The sequence below is a fragment of the Anabaena sp. 4-3 genome, assembly GCF_001597745.1.
Classification (GTDB): domain Bacteria; phylum Cyanobacteriota; class Cyanobacteriia; order Cyanobacteriales; family Nostocaceae; genus Trichormus.
Window position 1 is genome coordinate 98659 of record NZ_LUHJ01000012.1, and the last position, 22067, is coordinate 120725.

The following is a 22067-nucleotide window of genomic DNA, read 5'->3' on the forward strand; positions in this document are numbered from 1 at the left end:
AATTAGTTAACCTTGCGTTGGAAGGTAAATGTTCCTGTCTGACCAGGGGCAACTGGATTAGTGAGAGTATTTATATACTTGGTGATATCGCTATTTGCACTACTACCACTTTGTTCACCAGCCAGCAGATTATTAGCAGAGGTACCACTGAAGTATTGAATTGTGCCAGCACCTTGAGCCGAACCAAGCACGTGACTGGTATCAATTATGCCGTTGCTAGGTGCGTTATCTATTGCCCAGTTATTGGGTGATGCTGTACCATCTTCAGTAATCACCACATTGCCAGCATTCAAGATTACATTACCAGTACCGACGGCTGGCTCAGAAATGTTTTTGTACTGAATTACGTACTCAATAATATTTCCAGGCGCGGGTGTCTTGGGTGTTGTACTTAAAGTACCATCTGTACCTTGAACTGCTGGGCCAGTTCCCTGTAAAATCCGGGACTGTTTGATCAGTTGTAAGAAGCCAGTGTATACCCGGTCAATGGTAATGTTAAACGCTGCATCATCAGCCAAACCGTTACTATTGCTGTCAATAAATGCTGTAATTGGTACAGGAAAACCGCTTTCAAAACCAGGATCAGTTGACAGTGGAGTAGTAGGTGGTAGGTCAACGGTGACAGTGTAGTTAGCTGTACCGTTGGCTGCTACATTATCAATTCTGACTGGGTTAGTAGCACTGACTGGGTTGCCTCCGACAAGACCAGTACCACTGGTAAAGTTAAATTGCGTGCCATTGTATGTATAAGTAGCAATTGTGGCACCATTGTTAGCAGATATAGTCACGACTGTATTTACTTGTAAGTCACCTGTGTTAGCTGGTGGTGTAGGTAGTAAAGAGATATTGTCTGCTTGAGTACCACTATTTCTCACAGTGTTAGTAAAATTAATTACATTTGGGTCAAATGTTGAACCTGGAGCAGTATTAGCCGGAACATTGGAAGACCTATTAGTAAAATCATCATTATTGTCTGTCGGGCCAACCGCATCTGGCGAACCGTTTGGCCCGTTCACCACTGAGGACACATTCACGCTAAAGACGTTAGCTTCACCACCTGCATTTGCACCTGGATTGTTAGTATCACCAGTATTATCACCAGCAGTATCCGTTCCGGTGGTGTTTAAATCACTTGGGTCAGTTTTTGGATCAGTGATATAACCGTCAGGTACAGTAGGCGGTAACTGATCAGGTACATTATCCCCATTAGTGTCTGTGTTTGATGGGGGTGTCATGTTACCTGAAGTTCCGTCAAAGTTGCTGGGATTTTGATCACCAGACTCATCCAACACAGGAGCATTTGTTTCTGGGGTTTTACCAAAAACTTGAGCAATGTTGGCTATGGTTAGAGGAGCAGTTTGTCCTGTTCTCACTCTTAACTGCATGGAGAATGAGGTTGACTGGCCATTAGCAGCAAGGTAAGTATTGGTATCACCGTCTGTAGTGGGTTTAATAAAACCAATGCGCGTTACTGTACCTAAATCTCCTGGTTGTACTGTTGTCCAGGTGGCTACATTGGCAGATGTGGTGACAGGAGTCGTAGAGTAGACTACTTGCCAACCGGTGGGAACTGTTGGTGCTACTGCTAGTTGCGTCCCAAAAGGAATAGCATCAGCAACTAAAATATTACTCCCAGGAAGACCAGGTACGGTAGAACCCGCTAAAGGTGAGGGAGTGATACTTTGTCCTGTCACATCGCTAGACTCAACTCGCAGACTCAAATTGTAGTCGATGGTATCGTCTGTGATATCTCCTGGTGTACCGTTATTGCTATAATTGCCACGAGTTTTGAGTATGGTAGCCAAAGAATAATACTTCGGAGAAACAGTTATGGAGGCTGCTGCACTGCCTTCTACTACACCATTAGCCGGTAAACCTGTAACTTCTTCAGGTGTACCATTCAGGTTATCTACAGTATAAACGTCTCTGTTGTCATTCACCGATCCGGCTCGTGGAGAATTAGTTGCGGTTTCAGCCGGTGTAGTTTCCCCTAAAGTAACTTTAATCGTTTGACCAGGTGTAACACCGGAATTTACTGTTACCGGTACTCTTACCTGTATTGTTCCATTAACTGGTATGGAAGCTGTAGTAAATCCACCATTAGGAACATCTGTCCATGATGTCCCATTGGTACTGTATTGTAATGTGCCTACTGTACCTGGGCCTGTGATACCAGCTTGGGTAGGAATTTGGAAGCGAGTTGGATCATTACCAACGTTGGTGATCGTAAAGGGATAATATATGAGATCACCCGTTTGAATAGTTCCAGCGTTGTTATCTACAGGTGTACCAGCTACTACAGAAATACCCGCTACTTCCGCCACAGTCACGGTTACGGTGTTAGAAGTAGTATTTAGTCTTCTAGGGTCATTAGGATTATTCGGATCAGGTGGGTTATTAGGATCTTCGTAAGTAGCTGTTGCTTGGTTGTTGATAACTGTACCTGCGCTAGTTGTTTGAGCTAAAGCAGGGGAGACAAATTGGAAAAAACCGCTTGCTAGAAGTGCGGTTGTCACTAAAGCCGGGTGAAGTCTTGATGTTTTAGCCTGATTCAATTTTTGACGGGATTTCATCGTGTGTAGTCACTGGATAGCATGACGCTGGGTATCAAGCACAATAGATGCAAAATACCTCTAATTCGCCAAATTATAAAAGTGCTGAATATTACAGGTATTTATCTACTAATTAGTTGAATTCACAGTAACTAAAATTACTGTGTTTTGCCAGAATATTTTGTTTACTGGGTTAGTTGTTAGCAGTTTCTGGTTAATGCAGTTTGATTTACTGATATAAATTTGATGACTCGGCACATAGCGATCGCTTGAAAATATTAAATCAAAGTCTGCTGATTTTAAACCAGTGTAAATACTGCTATTAAAAGCTCTGAAGAAAAATAAAACTGTAAATATACTTAAATAATCCTAGTTAATTTAAGTGATTTTATTATATTTGAAAACATTTTTTATTCTGTATATTCCCTGGTAAAATATGACATAACATATTTAGACAGGTTAAGGCTAAAGATTAATTTCTCTAATTTCTTAAAATTGATTTTCTGTTTTGAATTGGTAAATTTAGTGTAAAACCAGTCAAAACCCTTGTATATTAAATGTTTTAGTAAAATCCGACAAAAATAGTCGGGTATGTTTGACGGGTATTTTTACTCGTGTTACTATTCAGGCACAGTTGACAGACAAACAGGGAAAAATAGTTACTATGACTCAGGCAGTATCCAAACCTACCACAGCCACCAACGCCGCTTTTAGTGCTTTGAAGTGTAAGGAATGTGGCGCGGAATATGAACTCAAGGCTAGTCATGTATGTGAGTTCTGCTTTGGGCCTTTGGAAGTGAAGTATGACTACAATGCTTTGCGTCTGTCTGTAACTCGTGAAAAAATTCAAGCGGGGCCTAATTCGATTTGGCGTTATCGTCCCTTTTTGCCTGTCGCAACTGACAATGTAATTGATGTGGGAACAGGTATGACTCCCTTGGTGCGTTCCCACCGTCTAGCCCGTCGCCTGGGTCTAAACAAACTATATATTAAGAATGATGCGGTAAATATGCCCACCCTCAGCTTTAAGGATCGGGTGGTATCTGTCGCCCTTTCCCGTGCTAGGGAGTTGGGTTTCACTACAGTTTCTTGTGCTAGTACGGGTAATTTGGCTAACTCCACAGCTGCGATCGCCGCCCATGCTGGTTTAGACTGTTGTGTATTCATCCCCTCAGACTTAGAAGCTGGTAAAGTTTTGGGTAGCTTGATCTACAGTCCTACCCTGATGGCTGTTAAAGGTAATTATGACCAAGTAAACCGCCTCTGTTCAGAAGTAGCGAATACACATGGTTGGGGTTTTGTCAATATTAATTTGCGTCCCTACTATTCTGAGGGTTCTAAAACATTAGGCTATGAAGTGGCAGAACAATTAGGTTGGGAACTACCAGATCATATAGTTGCACCTTTGGCTTCTGGTTCACTATTCACCAAAATTTATAAAGGTTTCCAAGAATTTGTAGAAGTTGGTTTAGTAGAAGGTAAGTCAGTCCGCTTTAGTGGCGCACAAGCAGAAGGTTGTTCACCTATCGCCGAAGCATTTAAAGAAGACCGCGACTTTATTAAACCAGTGAAACCGAATACAATAGCTAAATCAATTGCGATTGGTAATCCCGCAGATGGTGTTTACGCTGTTGAGATTGCCAAGAAGACTGGCGGTAATATAGAATCTGTCACCGATGCCGAAATTATCGAAGGTATCAAGCTATTAGCTGAAACAGAAGGTATCTTCACCGAAACGGCTGGGGGAACTACCATTGCTGTTCTGAAAAAATTGGTAGAAGCTGGCAAAATTGATCCAGATGAAACCACTGTGGTTTACATTACTGGCAACGGTTTGAAAACCCAAGAAGCTGTACAAGGCTATATTGGTGAACCTTTGACAATTGATGCTAAACTAGATAGTTTTGAACGTGCATTAGAACGTTCTCGGACTTTAGACCGCTTAGAATGGCAACAAGTTCTGGTTTAGTTATTAGTCATGAGTCAATAGTCATTAGGATTGGAATAATGACTATTGATAGCTAACAAACATCTCACAACTGATCACGATTAATTCACTATGGCTGTAAAAGTTTTAGTACCCACTACTCTGCAAACTCTCACAAATAATCAAGCTACTCTAGAATCTAGTGGGAGCAACATTGCTGAACTGTTAGACGCTTTAGAATCAAGCTTTCCTGGTATTAAAGCACGGTTGTGCGATGACAATGGACAGCCAAGACGTTTTTTAAATTTATATGTCAACAGTGAAGATATCCGCTTTTTGGATGGCACAGCTACACCTTTAAAAGATGGTGATGAGGTGAGTATTGTTCCTGCTGTGGCGGGTGGTTGATAGGGTGCTATTTGCTTATACCGAGTTGCAGTCATAGAGAGTAGGGGTTTAGCATTGCTAAACCTCTAGAGAGATAATGCAACTGAGTAACAATATCTTTATCAGCAAAAAGGTTTTTAGTCTCTCCTCCCTTCGCAATTAGGAGAGATTCAGATGTCAACTGTTTTTAGCATGAGTAGTGTAGATTACTCATGCTTTTTGTATATGTTGCCGATGGTTAGGCGATAAAGTCGATTTGGATAATCATGTCATCAAAATCGCGATCGCCACCATTGGGTAAATCTTCAAACCCAAACACATTATCGCCTAATAAGCGGATATGTTCCGAGCGATCGCTGTTAGCACCCAAGAAGGGGAAGTAAACTTGACTGATATCAAAGCCATTACTCAAGTTGTCATCATTGGCAACAATAAACGGCACTAGAATACTATCCCCAGTCAGCGTGACATTGTTAATCACATTCGCTGATTTAGTAATCGAGACATTCAACCGTTGATTAACTGCCAATTGAGTATAGTCACTATCACCAGGTAAAGCAATTGTACCATTAGCGCGACGAATACCGCCTTGCTCATTGACTGCTGCATAGAAGCCGACAAAATTAGAGAAAGCCGCCTCGTTATTAACTGTAATTCTCACCAGACTGTCTGCTTCTCCCCGCAAATCAATCACTTCCAAACCTGATTGCATTTGTAGTGCTGTACCTTTCTTCATCAATCCGGGGGGTTGTTCTTTTATTTGTAGCACTAACGCATCAAACGCGCCTGTGCTTCTGTCTTTAAACTTGATTCGGAAGTCTGCGGATGGGAAGTTTTCCACCTCTACACCATTGAGATTAGAGAAAAACACTTGACGAGTTAACCCGTTTTGCAATTCCTGAACAGTACCATCAGCAATTAACATAAAGCCGAGACGAGTTCCTGCGCCAAATTCCAAAGCACGACTTAAACCACTCACAGAGAAACCACTAGGTAAACCACTAGGGTTATCGCTAGCCAATACAGAAAAAGCTACCTGTGTCAACCCCGAAGTAAAGCGATGGTTAGCAATAATTTGAGTCAGATAATTAAGATTATCTGGACTAATCAAAATCGGATTACCCTGGTTATCTGTAACTATGTTGCCATTGTTATCTCTTTGAAAGATGTTACCGTTGGCATCATCCACCGTAAACATTAAGATTTCATTTGTCTGGTTAGTGCTGACGGTGTTGACAGTTAACTCAATAGTTGTGTCACCCCGCAAGCGGAATAAACCATTTTTGCCATCTTGGTTTTTCTCAAAGCCAAACTGTGGCTTTAAGTCAATAGCAATATTACCTGTATTAGTTATCCCATCAGCATCAATGACAGTGATTTCTAAATCGAATTTTGGTTCTTGCTCAAATCTATCGATATCAATATCGTCACTGTCGTTAACCTGAACTTGTCCGGTACTGCTGTCAATTACAAAAGCAGGATTACCATCATCATCTAAATCCAGATTACCACCTGTAATCGCATAAGTGAGTAGATCATCGTCTGAATCTGGGTCATCAACTAACACATTACCGACAATAGTACCGGCTGGACTTCTTTCCAGCAAATCAGGTAAAGCATCATTCAGAAAGACTGGTGGTTCACCAATATTGATTTCAAAAGCTAGAATTTGATTATTCTGGGGGCCAAAACTATCAAAGTTGTCATCACTGACGATAATTAAGGAGCGTTTACCATTGGGTAATACAGGCCCTAGTGTCATCCCTTCTATATTATCAATCTGGATATCCAGAGTTGATAAATCGAATAATAAACGTTTGCTGACTGGGGTGATATCTGCATCTGAGACAGAGGCAAGATTACTGATATCGGGCGAGTTTTGTAGACGAATTTCGTAGATTTTGCCGCTATAGCCTCCCTCCGCCGTAAAAGCTCGCTCTAATGTTAGTAAACTACCTGTATTATCGATAGCTACCAAATCCACTAACCCGTTAGTATCAACGCTGTTACTGTTGTCTACAGGGGGAATTGCATCAGTTTGGTAAAGAAATTCTTTCACCACCTGGGGAACTGTACCAGTGAGATCGTACTGGATAATTCTCACGAAACTGCCATCTGTAGCGTTGGCTGTTTCCCCATCTTGAATTAAAGCATTTTCGGTGGCGGTAAATAAGAAGCGTTGATCAGGGGTGAGGGTTAAACTTTCAAAAGCTAGGTTATTGCGAATACCTTGGTTAGCTTGGGGAAGGAATTTCTCAGGAACTACAAAGTTTTGTAATTGTCCCCCGGCTAAGGAAAACTCACGCACAAAGGGAGCAATAGAATTATTAGCATCCCCTTCTGAGGAGACAAATACAGTACCATTATCAGTCCAGGCAATGCCTTCTGGATCTAGACTATTGGCAGCAAAAGGATCACCGTTTTCATCTAATAAGCTAGTGACGCGGGTGATACTGACATCACCATTGTTTAAACTACCATCGCTGAGGTCAATGGTGAGACTGTAAAATCTGGCGGGGTTAATGTTGCTGCGATCGTCGGAAATTGCATGATAGACTTGCTCAACTGGATCATAGGTAATCCCAGAGAGTCCGCCAACGGTGGTATTATTTCCTGTTACTGGGTCAAGAAACTGAATTCTGCCTTGGTTATCTGTGGTTAAGCCATTATCATCTAATAAGTCTTGCCCAATAAAGGTAATTCTTGCCGCACCTCTGACTTTATCATCTAGGGGAGCAATACCCGTGTTGTTGCCAGCATTGTTATCAATTAGAACATTATTGGCAGTCAGATCCTCTGGCTGGATGTTTTCGATAGTCGCTAGGGGAACGGTGCTATTTGTTGTGTTGATAACGACATGATTACCGTCAGCAGTGATGACTAAATCATTGAAGCTTTGCACACCTTCTAAATTGATGCGGAGGGTGTCTTCAATGGGGTTAAAGTCGGTAATGCGGTTAGGGTTGGTGGGACGTTCCGCATTAGCTAACCAAAATACATCATTACCCAATCCACCACGTAGGGTATTACCACCTCTACCTGCATACAGGGTGTCGTTACCAGAACCACCAGAGACTAAATCATCTTGGTCAGGGAATAAGATATCATTTCCAGAACCGCCAAACAAACGGTTAGCACTGGAGACATCACCTTGGGGGTCAGAGGTTAGGGTATCATTGCCATAATCACCAAAGGCGCGATCGCCAATTTTAACAAACAGTTCATCGTCACCCAAACCACCACTAACAATTTCGTCGCCATTGTCAGTGATGACATCGATGTTATCATTACCTGCTAAACCAAGGACAAGATCAGCATTGGCATCTTGGATATTTAAACTATCGCTGTTGGTAGTGCCTTTGATGATAGCCATAACTTCTGCAATTTCCTCACAACCTTAAACTGAACGTGAAAAAGAATATACCTGCGGTTTGCAAATATTTCTCCGTCGTACATAGATGATTGGTGAAAGATGAAGTTTATTGATGCTGTTGTCATGATTTAGCTCAATTTAATCAACAAACCCATTAAAGTTGGCTAATCTCATGCTTCAGCAGTTGAATTTAACTTTCACCACTTGACTAAAATCTCATGTACTTCACTGACGGAATACCACGCCTGATAAAATGACACGTCTAGGTTAAGAATTGGCTATCTGATAGGTAGTGTTTAGTTAAGAATTGATGTCAAGCTGCGGCAATTTTTAATAATTGAACGCAGATGGACGCAGATGGACGCAGATGTAGAAAGATACCGCAGGGTAAACGGATGAATCTGTATTCTATCCGGTGGCAATCTGCTATAATTTCGCTCTGTTAACTATACAGTTACACCTGAGTGTAAGATATTGAGTTATTGCAGGGTTTCATTGGCTATTAATTTTTTAAAGTCCTCATCATCTGCAATATCATCAAAATCTATATCGGTTGCTGCTTCTGCTCGATATTTGGGATTTAAGCTAATGGCTGTTTCTAGGCTGGCTAGGGATAATTGTAGTTCTCTTTGCAGGGCAAAACAGGCGGCTTTGTTATAATAGGCTATGGCATAGTCTGGTTTAATTTCTATGGCTTTGTCAAAAGATTTGATGGCTTCATTATCACGCCCTAATCTGACGAGAATGTAACCGCGTTTATTCCATGCTTTAGCAGAGTTGGGTTGTAATTCTAGGGATTTGTCGAAGGAGGCGATCGCTTCTTCGTATTGTTCTAATTCTATCAGAGCTAGACCGCGATTCATCCAGGCAACCGCATCATCTGGTTGAATTTTTACCGCCTGTTCAAAAGATTGAAATGCGTCTTGATGTCTTCCTAAATAGCCAAAAGCGACACCGCGATCGCACCAAGCTTGATGATATTCTGGTAAAATTTTAATGGCTCGATTATAAGCACCTATAGCTTGTTTATAGCGTTGCAATCTGGCGAAAGTTAGACCACATTTTAACCAGATTACCGCATTATCTGGCTGGGTTTTGACCGCTTGTTCATAAACTGCGATCGCATCCTCATATTGTTTTTGAGCAAACAAAGCATCACCCTGTTGGATATACTCCTCAGCATTGCTTTGTCTTGCTTCAGGTTCTCTTGTTGGTTGTGTTTCTTGTCTTACTTCCTGTGCGGGGGTAGCTGTGGGTTTAACCTCCGACAATTCCTGTAAAATTGTATCCTTACGTTGTTGAGCATCTAACTGCAACTCAGACAGTTGAGAAACGAATTCTGTTTCTAACTTCTCCAGCTTTTCTAAAATCACAAATTTTTGCTGTTGAGCATTTAATTGTAACTCGGAAAACTGGGAAACAAACTCTGAACCTGATTGTTCTAAATTTTCGATAATTTGCTGCTTGCGATGCTGCACCTCTACCTGTAACTCAGCTAATTGAGCAGCAAAATCAGACTGTAACTTTGTTAACTCTTGCGTAATTTGTGATTCTACTTCCTCAATTTGCGCTTTAAATACATTCTCCAATTCTAAGAGATTTTGTAATACTTTCTCTTGCTGACTCTTGACTTCTGACTGAGAATTATCAACCTGCTGCGCCAATTGTGACTGTAACTTAGTTAAATTTTCAACTATATTATCTCGATGTTGCTGTGTCTCAACTTCCCAAGTTGATAGATGAGATTTAAACTCATTAGCGATAACTTGCAGATTTTCTAGCTTAATATCTTTTTGTTGCTGTACATCGTCCTCTAAAGCAGCCAAATTCACCGCAAATTCTGATTGTAAATTCATTAAGCTCACAAAAATCTCATCTTTCTGCTTATCAGAATCAGCATATAAATTTGCTAACTGAGTTTGAAATTCAAACTTAGTTTTTTCTAAATCTTCTAGAACTGAATTTTTTTGTCGCTCAGTATCTTGCTGTACCTCTGAAAATTGATAAGCAAGCTCTGATTCTACCTTCCTGATATTTTCTACCGTGCTATCTTTTTGATGCTGAGTATCTAGCTCAACTTGAGATAATAAATTTTCTATCTTTCTTTGAAAATTTGTAACTTCCGTAGTAATTTTAGTTAAATTATCCGCCTTAGCTTGCAAAAGTTCTGATGTAACAAAATCTAAATTATCATGTTCAGTTTTAATTTTTTGTTGTAAAGCTTCCGCTTCCTTTTCTAAAGCGCGAGTAATACCTTTAGCTTCTTGAATCAGATTTTCCGCATCTTGCTTAACGAGAGTTAACTGTCCTTCTAATTTTTCCACACCTTGCAACTGTGTCATAGCTCTATCCACAATTTCGCGAATAGCGACTCGCCGCAATAGCCAACATAAAGCAATGATGACAACTGGAAATAAACTTAAAATAACTAACGAAATATTCAGCAAAATCGTAGTACGGTTAAAGGCTCGCTCAAAATCTGCTGGTATTTGCTCAGTAACATTGGTTTGTGCTGGAACTTGCGCTATTATCTCAGAATTAATCTGTTGTTTAGAGGTGGATGGTGTAGTTTGTCCACTGCTCATCTCAGCAGACAGCAGCAAGGGTGAAAAGACGATGACGCTTTTCACAAATAAGGATAAAATAATCTGGTTCTTGCTCTTCATCACAACCATCCTGATATATTGGTCAGTTTTTCCAGTGTGGTTATTTCCTAATCTATAACAGAATTTGCTTGTTAACGGTGGGTAGTTTGTAGTGAGGACTTTAGTCCTCTCTCAACCATAAAGGGCTAGAGCCACTTACTACAAACTTTCAAGTTGTCATGAACCTTCATAGAATGATAACGTCTACAAGTTCGGACAGCATAGACACAGTTATCAGATCATGAAGTGCAGACACCAATTAACCTCACTCATCAGTCTTAGCTTAATCTCTAGCTACTTAGTACCATTATCTGCCGTTGTCGCTGCACCACCGAGAAACGCAGATAAAACGGTAAATTGTGACATTTTAGTAGTAGGTGGGGGACTTTCTGGTGTTGCTACAGCTTATGAAGGTTTGCTAGCCGGAAAAAAGGTTTGTTTAACAGAAATAACTGACTGGTTGGGGGGACAAATTTCTTCACAAGGGACATCTGCATTAGATGAACGTCCCACTCAACGCCGCTTGCAATTCTATTCTCGCGGTTATTTGGAACTGCGAAACCGCATCCAGAAGAAGTACGGTAAACTGAATCCTGGGGAATGCTGGGTGAGTGACTCTTGTTTTCTACCGCGTGATGCTCATGAAATTACCAGGCAGATGCTCAAAGATGCGGAAAAACGAGGTAGAGGTAAGCTGGAATGGTTTCCCAACACGGTGGTTAAAGACTTGGAAATTTCGCCAGCCGGGAAAAATGCTCATACAACTGGACAATTAATTAATAGCGCGATCGCAATCCAACATCAACCAGCCAAAGGCGCGCCACCTCTCAACACCTTTCCCCTCTCACAAACTATTGAAGACGCTTATCGTTATCAAAATTCATCTCGGTTTACTAAAACTATCATTCGCTTAGTTCCCAAACAAACCAAAGGAAACGCACCTAAATGGTATGTCGTTGATGCTAGCGAAACCGGAGAAATTGTTGGTTTAGCCGATGTTCCCTACAGACTCGGTATTGACGGACGTTCCTTCCTAGAACCTTCAGCTTCTAGCACCAGCAATAACCCTTATTGTACTCAAGGCTTTACTTACACCTTTGCAATGGAGGCGACAGCAGAACCCATACCGCAAAAAATGCCCCCATTTTATTTACAATACTCTCCCTATTTTAGCTATGAATTACAACGTCTCGCAGACTTTGGTTTAGTCTTCACCTATCGCCGTATTTGGAGTCCCACCGCAGGAGAACCTAAAAGATTCGGCGGTATAAATTTTACAGCCCCCACCCCTGGCGACATCTCCATGCAAAACTGGACTTGGGGGAACGACTACCGCCCCGGTACAGCTAAGGATAATTTAATTTATACTCGCCAACAATTACAAGCGACAGGACAATTAAAACCCGGTGGTTGGCTGGGTGGACTGCGGACGGAAACTTTAGGTAAAGCAGAGGAACACGCCTTATCTTATTATTACTGGTTAGTAGCTGGAACTACAGACTCACAGTTAGGGTCAGGTGTGAAGCGTCAACAAACCAATAACCGCTTTTTATCCGGGTTAAATTCCCCAATGGGAACAGTCCACGGTTTATCGAAATATCCTTATATGCGGGAAGGGCGACGTATTATCGGCCGTCCGAGTTGGGGACAACCGGGAGGCTTTACAATTTGGGAAATTGATATTTCACGCCGCAACTATAATGATCAGTATTATCGCCAAACCCTGCCACCAGCTATGTATCGTCAGTTAAAAGCAGCCTTGGCAGGTTTAGAAGCGACTTCGGTAATTTCTGGGCAAATTCCCCCAGAAAAAGTCATGCAGCGAACTCGTTCTACCATTTTCCCCGATGCTGTAGGTATTGGTCACTACGCCATTGACTTTCATCCTTGCATGGTGAACAGTCCCCCAGAAGCCCCCGGTAATAAAGAATATCCTGGTGAAAGGCGCGGGGCTGGACAAGCATACCCTTTCCAAATTGCACTCCGGGCGATGATTCCCCAAAAAATTGATAATTTGATAGTAGGTGGTAAAAGTATTGCTACCAGTCACATTGCGGCGGCGGCTTATCGGGTGCATTCCTTTGAATGGTCTGCCGGTGCGGCGGCGGGAACAGTTGCGGCTTTTGCTTTAAAAAATAACGTTGCACCCTACCAGCTTGTAGACGACTTACCCAAAGCCGAACCCCAATTACAAGCCCTCAAACGACTATTAGAACAAAACAACAACCCTACTGCTTTCCCTGATACTTCCATTTTTAACGAAAATTGGGAAGATTGGCGGTAATTAGTCATTAGTTATTAGTCATTAGTCATTAGTCATTGGTCATTAGTCATTAGTTTCTCTCCCCCAGTCCCTTCCAGTCCCTTCCATTCCCCATTCCCCAACATGGACTAAACTAGATATTTGTAGTGTAGTTTTGTAAAATTCTGTTGGTTAACTGCTTTATGCTTAAAACACTTTCAGCAGTGGCTTTCGCTATGGCTACAGCACCAACTGTAACTCCAGAAAAGTCTAGTCAAGTTGTCAAGAAGCCTTATCCGAATTATAAGGTGATTGTTTTAAACGATGATTTTAATACTTTTCAGCACGTGGCTGAGTGTTTAATGAAGTATATACCAGGGATGACCAGTGATTTGGCTTGGGACTTAACTAATCAGGTACATTATGAAGGACAAGCTATTGTCTGGGTAGGCCCGCAAGAACCAGCAGAATTGTATCATCAACAATTGCGTCGGGCTGGATTAACGATGGCTCCATTAGAGGCGGCTTAATTCTCATGGGTAAACCCTCCTCAGAAACCCCAAAAGCTGCTGCTCGTAAAGATGGTAGATTAGTCTGGAACCACTCAACTCATCTTCCCGGTTTGATTCCAATTTTAGAACGCCTGTGTCAGCAAGATGGCATCAACACCATCACGCCCGGCGTAATTGGCAGAGTTAAAGGCCATGCGCCAAAAATGCAATTGCGTGTGTCTGTACCTATTCGTGGTGGTTACAAAGTAATTGCGCGACACGGTAAGACGGTACAAGAGGTATTTATCCTGACTACTTTAAGTCAGGATAAACTCACAGAATTAATTGCGATCGCCATGAAGAATTCCTGATATTTTACAATCAAGGTCTTAAAACCACCACTATTGATGATTACTGTCTACTCTTCAACTTCGTGGATGGCAAATCTGTGTAGTGGCAAACTGACGATACAAGAAAAAGTTAAAAAATATGACAAAGCAGTAGTTATTTTTAAAGTCATGATTACAGGTTCAAAATTAGAGAAGACCATCTTCTCTAAACCAAACGCCACACAATAAACCAGCCAGTAAGTGAAGATCATTCTAAATAAAATCACTTCTGTTTCTGCGCGTTCATCATTCTGACTGTTTTTTTCATCCCACAGTAATAATAAACCAATAATACAAGCCACAAATGAAACAGCAACTACAAACCCGTGACATAATAAACTGCTTGTGTGCATTTGCATTCATCCCTATTTTTCACAATTGAAATTCAGTCTAAAGGAATATTCTTTGGGATTACACAAAATAGTTACAAACTGCAATATAACAATGCAAAATATGTAAACAAATGCAACAACAAATATATTAGTTTGAAGTAACTAATATAACTTTAAATATTGTGAAATTAAGTATATATTTTTTGAGTTTGGAATATTGTTGTGATTGTGGCGATCGCCATACCTCAATCACGATTTATCTGACTTAAAACTTAGCATCCAAGGAAAAGATTTCACTAACGCCACTCCTCCAATCACTACAAAAAGTGAACCCATACCAGTAAACATCACAGGTAGGAACCATAGACTCAACCAAGAATTAATCATAGCTGAATCCCGCTTTTGCGGATTGTACAGCACTTCAACCTGCTCACCTCTAGTGTGTGCCGGTGGATTACTACCTGAATTAGCTGCAAATGTAATAGGATCACCAGAGGATGGAGTAAATCTTACCACTGGATAGTAGACAACACTCCTACTACTACTAGATGAACGTGGAATTAAGTCAATGACAGTTCCTTGAGTAGTTACAGATGTAGCTACAAAAGAACGAGTATTGAACGTAATTATGATGCCTGTAACGGCGAAGATACTGCCAACACCAGCAAATATAGAGCCAAACATCCGAAAAAACTTTGTATCATCCATATTTTTCAACTTAGGTATAGCGTATTACAATCTTTTATTAAAATGACTATAAACAAAAAAAGGCAGGAAAACCTACCTTATAACCCAAAAAAAGCAATTTGTAAGCAAATACATCATTTAATATGCCAAAAAGTTATGGCAACAATTTGACAAAACTACGACGACTGTGTGAAGAACTTAGAAACTAGATGTAGCTAGAGTTTCATTGACAGGTATAGGACTGGGTTTAGCAATAAGATATCCTTGAGCAAAAGTTGCGCCTCGTTCTCGCAACCAATTGAGTTCATCAATACACTCAATTCCTTCAGCCACAGTCAGAATGTTTAACTGTTGTGCAATTTCTAAAACTTTTTCAGTAATCGCAGCTTTATATGGATCTAAATGTACATTTCTAGTTAACTCCATGTCCAATTTAATCAAATCTGGACGTAACTGATGCAGTAAGTTCAGGCTAGAATAACCAGAACCAATGTCATCAAGAGCAATAGCAAAACCCGCATCTCGGTAGTATTTGAGAACAGCCTTGAGATGCTCTAAATCTTGCGGCGTGTCTGACTCCACCACTTCAAAGACAACCCGTTCATAAGAAATACCTGCTCGGTTGATGGCTTCTACTGTACTCCGTAGACAAGACACCGGATCATAAAGTGCAGTTGGTGAAAAATTGATGAAGACTTTTCCACTCACTTGATGACGGCTGAACTGAGCAATGGAACTGAGGCGGGCAATGCGATCTAGTTGCGGTAGAAGTCCGGCTTCCGTCGCTGACTCTATAATTTGCGCTGGGGGTATTAAATTGCCTTGTGCATCTATCCCCCGCAACAGTGCCTCATATCCATAAATTTGGGATGTATTCTTCATGGAAACAATTGGTTGGAAGTAGCTGGTGAATTTTTCCTTTTCCAACATTTCCAGCAACCAGTCAGACTGAGTGAACTTGATAAACTGTTGCAAGGAGGCTATGTCACTAAAATCTTGGAGTTGAGGTTGAATAGTACCTCTAATAAATAAGACTTGTGTTTCTTTTAATTCTATCGGTGTGAGGAGTTGCCCTACACGAGAGGCAATTTCTTGGGCTTGCCCAATTTTACAGTCCAAACTCAACATCGGTTTGTCATGTATTAATTCATACTTAACAGCACATTGCTGTAAGGAGTTAATCACTTTCTTTAACGTATGTTCAACGGGAAACCAGACAAAGAGTTTGCCAGCTTCCTTGGCGTGACAGCGTGCAGTATGGCGACAGGTACAAGTTTTGTTGTTCAATGATGTTTTGCTCATAAAAAACTCATATTTATTCTTTAAACTCTGGAAACAGATAGAGCATTAACTATATACCGAAACTGAGCAATTAATGCAATCTATGAATTATCAAATATTTTAAATCGGCTCGACCATGTAGATATTACTTAAAGCATAAAGTTTTTGTTTTTCATGTTTTTCAGTTGATATTTTTTTATAAAGAGAAATTAACAATATATAATTAAAAAAAATAATTTATCTTATTTATTTATACTGGCTAAAGTGGATTCATAACTTACATTGAAGCGTTGGACAGAAAATATAATTTACTCTGTAAATAATAGAGTCTTATTAGCTTAAATATGCTAAAATAGGCAGCTTTTATCGGCTGGGTACAGTACACCTTTCAAGGGAACACAACCAGAGGCTAGAAGAATGTACCTGATCAAGATGAACTGTGTGTAAATTGAAAAATATAGAAATGCGTTCTAATTGTCAGTTGCAAGTGGGGTAAGTCTTCGTGCTAATTGGCAGATGCTTATTCTGATTGAGAAATGCCGTCAGTAATTAGCTAGTAGGAAGTCCAAATTATAATTTGGCATTTGTTAAGTTATAAATTGATGTTCAATCAAACTGGCTGACGCAGTAAACTATTACCCAAATCGTCTTGAAGATGGCGCATGGAAATGAAAATGAACAGCGTCAGGCAGTAAGGTAAAATTCAGTCAAAAGTCATCATCCTAAAGACATAATTATTATGGAAAGAAAATCTACTTTGTATACCTTGTCTAAAACATATCTGCGGGATCGGCGGCTTGGAGTTTACGGGTGGCGATCGCTCCCGAAATTACACACATAATAATAGTGAGGATTAATACCTGTAACGCCCGCATTAATGTCATATACATGGGTAGGTTGGTGGCAGTGCGGGTTAATTGATAAAGTCCTAAAGAGACTGTTAAACCTGGAATAAAACCCAACAATGCCAAAATCAAGGCTTCTTCAAACACTACACCCAGTAAATAATAATGGCGATATCCTATAGCTTTGAAGGTGGCATACTCTCTCAGGTGAGCATTGACATCTGTAGATAACACTTGATAGACAATAATCACACCTACAACAAAGCCCATTGATACCCCAATATTAAAAATAAATCCTATCGGGGAATTAGTACGCCAAAAGTTATTTTCAAATTCGATAAATTCTTGATGAGTCAGCACATTGACATCTTGTGACAAACGTGCTTTTAAAAGTGCTTGCACCTGCTGGTGATTTACCCCAGGCTGTAATTTAATTAAACCTAAACTGACATTAGCCGCCTGTTGTCGAGGAAAGAAGCGCAAAAAATTTTGATCACTGGTAATTAGCGTCCCATCAGCCGCAAAGGAAGCTCCTAATTTAAATAAACCGCTAATAGTAACTGTGCGCCGTTCTAATTCTGTCTTTACCGTTTCACCTTGTTCAATTTGGGCGATAGTTTTTTGATAATCTCCTCTAGACGCACGGTCAAATAAAACTGTATCTGGTAACTTAATTTCTGCAAGTTTGGCGTTAACTTCAGGAAAATCAACAGCAGGTTTATCGGGATTGATACCTATAACTAAGATTTCTGTATCGCGACGGGTTTGGGGATTTTTCCACACCATGTTACTTACATACATGGCCTCAGCCGATTTCACCCCTGGTACATCCATCGCTTGATATAATCGCCGCCGAGAAAATGTAGAGAGGCGTTGCAGGTTACGAGTTTGAGAACCCATCAGAATAATATCAGCTTGTAAACTGCGATGTAGGCGAGTGTTACTGTCATACAACGCCGCTTGAAATCCTAGCTGCATAAACATCAGCAAGTCCGCAAAGGCAATACCTGACAAAGCTACTAATAGCCGACTTTTTTCATGACTTAGTTGCAACCAACCTAAAGGGGTTCGTCGCCGCAGTTGTTGAAACATAGTATGGGGACTGTGGGATGAGGGGGATGAGGTTAATTAACAGAACAATCTTCTACCTTCTGCCTTCTGCCTCCTGGTTTATAATTCGATGACTGCTTTAACTTGCATATTTGTTAAATCGGCAGCTTTTTGGCTGGAGGTAGAATCTAGGCGGATGTGGACTTCTACTACTCGGCTGTCAATGTTGCTGGAGGGGTCTGTGTTAACTACGTTTTGTCGGCGTATTTGTAACCCTTTACGCTCAACTTTTCCCTGCATTTCTATGGGTAGATAATCACCGATGACTCGCACTTTCTGCCCTGGTTTGACTTTGCTGATGTCGCTTTCGTAAACTTCGGCAATGACGTACATTTGGCTGGTTTGTCCAATGTCAGCAATGCCGTTATGAGAAATTAATTCTCCAGGGCGACTGTGAATTTCAAATACTTGTCCATCTTGGGGCGATCGCACGTAAGCTAGGGTAAGATTAACTTGAGCTTGATTCATTGCGGCGATCGCTCGATTAACTTCTGCTGCGGCTGCTGCCACATCTACACCCCGCACTTCAGTAATTTGCTCTAAGGTGGCTTCGGCTGCTTGCAATTTTTTCTGGCTACTTAAATTCAGCCTTTGCAACTGTGCTTGGGCTTCTTCCAGGTTTTTTTGGGCAGTTTCTAAACTCAACCGTTTACTATCTCTTTGAGAAGCCGAAATTGCCCCTTCTTGATATAGTTGTTGATAACGTTGTTCTTCTACTTGGGCATTCTCTACCTCGGCTTGTAGTCGCGCTACTGTAGCTGTCTGCGCTGCTATGTCACCCTTAGCTTCTATTTCCAAACGTGCTATTGTTGCTTGTTGGGCTGTAACCTCTCCCCGTTTCGCTCCGGCTTTGATGCGGTTGAGGTTTGCCTGTGCTACTTTTACTTGTTCCTTGGCTTCTCTTAAGGCTGCTTCTAACCTATCACGGCTATCTAAAACTGCTATTAACTGTCCGGCTTTTACCCTGTCCCCCTCCTTGACTAATAATTGCTCTACCCGACTGCTTTCATTAGATGTGGTTGCAGCTAGTTTAATCACTTTTCCCTGTGGCTCAATTCGTCCCAAGGCTGTCACAGTTTTTAGCTCGGATAATAATGTTGTTTGTGCTTGTACCTTCTGATGAGATGCTTCCCGAAATTTTATTGTTATGTAAACACTGATTCCTATGACAGAAAAAGATACAAAAATAGCTAAAAAAATGAATGGACGTACAATCGATTGCGGGAAAACTGAACGCTGTAGTTTTGAATTCTGCACAATCGCATACCTTTATGGCAATTCCCAATTCGCTGACTAAAATCTCATCTCGGTAAATGTCCTGAAGCATTTTCTCTAGTTATCAACAAACAGTTTTTTGTGAACATTTCCTGAGTTGATTACTGCGTAATTGATAACTGATACAGCTACTCTTATATGCTTAATACCTGTTCAATATCTGAACTGATATATACAAAACTAAACGGTTTAGTCTTATAATCTTGATTATACTAAACCGAGTAGTTTAGTCAAGCACCACCCACAAGGAATCATCAAAACATGGCACGCCCTAAAAATGGGGAAACGGACCGTTCAAATTCTAGCGATAAAGTCGAGAAAATTCTGCAAGGAGCGATGCAGCAATTTTTAGCCTACGGCTATGCGTCTACAAGTATGGATAAAGTAGCCGAGGCGGCGGGAGTGTCTAAAGCGACGGTTTACAGTCACTTTCAAGATAAGGAAGGGTTGTTTAGAGCCTTGATAGAAAGATTAGCGAGAAAGCGGTTTCAGTTGATTTTGGGGACACAACCTTTAAAGGGAGAACCTTATGTAGTGCTGCGACGACTAGCGAAAACAGCACTAAATCAGATGATAAACGACCCGGAATATCAAGCATTTGAACGGTTGTTGATGGGGGAGTCGGCGCGGTTTCCAGAGTTAGCGCAGGTGTTTATTGCTAGCATTGCCAAACCAGCGATAGAAACCATCAGTCAATATTTAGCTGCTCGTTCAGAGTTGAATATACCAGATCCAGAGGCGACGGCGAGGATTTTGATTGGTTCATTGGTGCATTTTGTGATTACCCAAGAGATTATGCACGGTAAAAATATTATGCCTATGGAAAGCGATCGCCTGATTGATGCCTTAACCCATTTAATTGTCAACTGCGTTAAGTGAGCGAATAGAGACAAATAAATGCAAAATGCAAAATGCAAAATGCAAAATTATCGCATTAAATAATTCTGCTGTTAATAGCCATAATATTTAAAATAAACAATAATTCAATAAAAGGTACTAATCAATACGACTTTATCTAGCAATAACATTAGGATGGTTGAATATTAAGGATTGAATATTATCTATTTATCTGTTGATTGTCAAGATAAGTAGTCATAGACAGAATCAGTTCTGATAACACCTCCCTACTTCTCAGCATCGGAATGGTAATTTTGAATTTTGAATTTTGAATTTTGAATTCCCCGCAGGGGTTGACTAGCTCTTATGTGTAAAAATGAAAATAACTTACTAATAAAGGTGAGCGAAGCTCGAAAAGCTAGATAAAGGATTGACCGAAGTAATGGCAGACGAAACCAATCAAAATCAAGCGGGAGACGCTATTCCTAGCACTGTTGACAAAAAAGCCCCCACAGTCTCAGCAGCAAACGCTCCCAGTACCAGCGAACCAGTAGCAACAGATATTCCTACAGCTAACACACCAAACCCGAAAGCAGCAAACCCAAAAACCAACCCCAACGCAGCCACCCAGGAAGCCAAACCCGCCGCCAAAAAGGAAAAACCTCCTGCGGTGGAAGATAAGCCATTTGTAGAGTTCATGCAGCAAGACTACTTGCCAGCTTTAGAAAAGGCGATCGTCAAAGAAGGGGTAAAAGATATACAATTATCCTTTGCCAAGCAGAAATTACCCATTGCAGGTTTTCAATCAACAGAAGAATACTGGCAAGTGATTGGCAGCTGGCAAAACGGTCAACGTCAATTTAACCTCTATTTCCCTGATGAAGATATCCAAGGTAAAAAAGGCTTTTCTTGCAACGAAGGCAAAAAGCCCAGCACTTTGGAGTCATTTCTCATCGACGAGCGTAAAGTCACACTAGATATGTTGGTATCTCGTTTAGTGTATCGTTTGAACGGTCAAAAGTGGCTAGGTAGAAATTAATTGAGTTCATGGAAATGGTAGGTAACGGCTCCAGTGATGGGGTCGTTGTCTATTTTCACATAACCTGATTTCAGCATCTCTTTAAGTACCGCTTCCACTTCCGCAAAACCGACTCCTGTAGCTTTCACAGCTTGAGTCACAGTTAAGCTACCACCCTTGCTTTCTGCGACTTCAATTAATTTTACCATCAATTGGTTTTTAGTCATCGGCTGGACTTGGGAAGTAGTGATCGGTTGATTCACAGGTACACCCAAGGGCGATACACCAGCTTTCAGGCGTAGTTGCTGTTCATATTCATCAACCATTCCAGGCAACAGAAACAAATCTACAAACTGCCCTATACCAAACACACCCCCGGTGAATAGCCACAACAAACCAGTGCCGATTTTGCCATTGTAAAGTCGATGCAGTCCCCCTAGACCTAAAAACCACGCTGCACTCAAAATATAAGACACAAGGATACGGTCTTGATGCGGATTCTTGTCAACAGTCATGTTGTGGTCAACCCCTTGGATTTGCGCTTATTTGCTTAGATGCGATTTCCCTACAATTTTGTTTCACAGCAGCATGGCGAATTATACTCATCACGCTACTTCTATTGTAAGGTTATGCGCTTTGAGTGGCGAGTGGGTAGGGAGATGAGGGAGATGAGGGA

Annotated in this window: 16 protein-coding genes; 7 read left to right on the forward strand and 9 right to left on the reverse strand. The window is 41.0% G+C overall.

Features of this window, described 5'->3' with window-relative positions; translation table 11 throughout:
- Nucleotides 1–2 precede the first annotated feature (2 nt).
- The gene (locus tag A3775_RS02050; RefSeq protein ID WP_066382444.1) at nucleotides 3–2573 is read right to left on the reverse strand and encodes a hypothetical protein; all 2571 of its coding nucleotides are present in this window, start codon (nucleotides 2571–2573) and stop codon (nucleotides 3–5) included.
- Between the two features lie 643 nt (nucleotides 2574–3216).
- On the opposite strand from A3775_RS02050, the gene thrC reads away from it, so the two are divergent.
- Together thrC and A3775_RS02060 are read left to right on the forward strand one after the other, a co-directional pair.
- A complete protein-coding gene (gene thrC / locus A3775_RS02055) occupies nucleotides 3217–4521 on the forward strand; it encodes a threonine synthase (protein WP_066382442.1) in 1305 nt (434 codons plus the stop codon).
- A 90-nt stretch (nucleotides 4522–4611) separates the two neighbouring features.
- Entirely contained in the window at nucleotides 4612–4887 is a 276-nt protein-coding gene (locus A3775_RS02060; protein WP_066382440.1) for a MoaD/ThiS family protein, read from the forward strand.
- Between the two features lie 217 nt (nucleotides 4888–5104).
- On the opposite strand, the gene A3775_RS02065 is transcribed toward A3775_RS02060, so the two are convergent.
- Together A3775_RS02065 and A3775_RS02070 are read right to left on the reverse strand one after the other, a co-directional pair.
- Entirely contained in the window at nucleotides 5105–8239 is a 3135-nt protein-coding gene (locus A3775_RS02065) for an esterase-like activity of phytase family protein (RefSeq protein WP_066423649.1), read from the reverse strand.
- A gap of 479 nt (nucleotides 8240–8718) precedes the next feature.
- Complete coding sequence (locus A3775_RS02070) at nucleotides 8719–10905, reverse strand: tetratricopeptide repeat protein (RefSeq protein ID WP_066423668.1); 2187 nt, start codon at nucleotides 10903–10905, stop codon at nucleotides 8719–8721.
- A gap of 220 nt (nucleotides 10906–11125) precedes the next feature.
- Here A3775_RS02070 and A3775_RS02075 point away from each other — a divergent pair, with 220 nt between their 5' ends.
- The 3 genes from A3775_RS02075 to A3775_RS02085 all read left to right on the forward strand — a co-directional run bounded on the left by A3775_RS02075 (nucleotide 11126) and on the right by A3775_RS02085 (nucleotide 13988).
- Nucleotides 11126–13168, forward strand: coding sequence for an FAD-dependent oxidoreductase (locus tag A3775_RS02075; RefSeq protein ID WP_066382436.1), 2043 nt, complete (start codon nucleotides 11126–11128; stop codon nucleotides 13166–13168).
- Nucleotides 13169–13329: 161 nt separating this feature from the next.
- A complete protein-coding gene (gene clpS, locus A3775_RS02080) occupies nucleotides 13330–13656 on the forward strand; it encodes an ATP-dependent Clp protease adapter ClpS (protein ID WP_066382434.1) in 327 nt (108 codons plus the stop codon).
- 5 nt (nucleotides 13657–13661) lie between these two features.
- Complete coding sequence (locus A3775_RS02085; protein ID WP_066382432.1) at nucleotides 13662–13988, forward strand: DUF2103 domain-containing protein; 327 nt, start codon at nucleotides 13662–13664, stop codon at nucleotides 13986–13988.
- Nucleotides 13989–14035: 47 nt separating this feature from the next.
- Here A3775_RS02085 and A3775_RS02090 read toward each other — a convergent pair whose 3' ends face one another.
- The 5 genes from A3775_RS02090 to A3775_RS02110 all read right to left on the reverse strand — a co-directional run bounded on the left by A3775_RS02090 (nucleotide 14036) and on the right by A3775_RS02110 (nucleotide 19518).
- Nucleotides 14036–14365: a hypothetical protein gene (locus tag A3775_RS02090; protein ID WP_066382431.1), complete on the reverse strand. Its 330-nt coding sequence runs from the start codon at nucleotides 14363–14365 to the stop codon at nucleotides 14036–14038.
- 222 nt (nucleotides 14366–14587) lie between these two features.
- A complete protein-coding gene (locus tag A3775_RS02095) occupies nucleotides 14588–15046 on the reverse strand; it encodes a DUF3592 domain-containing protein (RefSeq protein ID WP_066423650.1) in 459 nt (152 codons plus the stop codon).
- Nucleotides 15047–15223: 177 nt separating this feature from the next.
- Nucleotides 15224–16327, reverse strand: a complete 1104-nt coding sequence (locus tag A3775_RS02100; protein ID WP_082803657.1) for an EAL domain-containing protein — start codon at nucleotides 16325–16327, stop codon at nucleotides 15224–15226.
- A 749-nt stretch (nucleotides 16328–17076) separates the two neighbouring features.
- Complete coding sequence (devC, locus tag A3775_RS02105; protein ID WP_066382427.1) at nucleotides 17077–18243, reverse strand: ABC transporter permease DevC; 1167 nt, start codon at nucleotides 18241–18243, stop codon at nucleotides 17077–17079.
- A gap of 78 nt (nucleotides 18244–18321) precedes the next feature.
- Nucleotides 18322–19518 (reverse strand): ABC exporter membrane fusion protein, encoded by a 1197-nt coding sequence (locus tag A3775_RS02110; RefSeq protein WP_066423653.1) that lies wholly within the window; start codon nucleotides 19516–19518, stop codon nucleotides 18322–18324.
- Nucleotides 19519–19797: 279 nt separating this feature from the next.
- Here A3775_RS02110 and A3775_RS02115 point away from each other — a divergent pair, with 279 nt between their 5' ends.
- Nucleotides 19798–20415, forward strand: a complete 618-nt coding sequence (locus A3775_RS02115; protein ID WP_066382424.1) for a TetR/AcrR family transcriptional regulator — start codon at nucleotides 19798–19800, stop codon at nucleotides 20413–20415.
- A gap of 400 nt (nucleotides 20416–20815) precedes the next feature.
- Nucleotides 20816–21412: a DUF2996 domain-containing protein gene (locus A3775_RS02120; protein ID WP_066423654.1), complete on the forward strand. Its 597-nt coding sequence runs from the start codon at nucleotides 20816–20818 to the stop codon at nucleotides 21410–21412.
- Here the strand turns inward: A3775_RS02120 and A3775_RS02125 are convergent.
- Nucleotides 21409–21906, reverse strand: coding sequence for a TM2 domain-containing protein (locus A3775_RS02125; RefSeq protein ID WP_066382422.1), 498 nt, complete (start codon nucleotides 21904–21906; stop codon nucleotides 21409–21411). The two genes, A3775_RS02120 and A3775_RS02125, sit on opposite strands and share 4 nt — an antisense overlap.
- Nucleotides 21907–22067 lie beyond the last annotated feature (161 nt).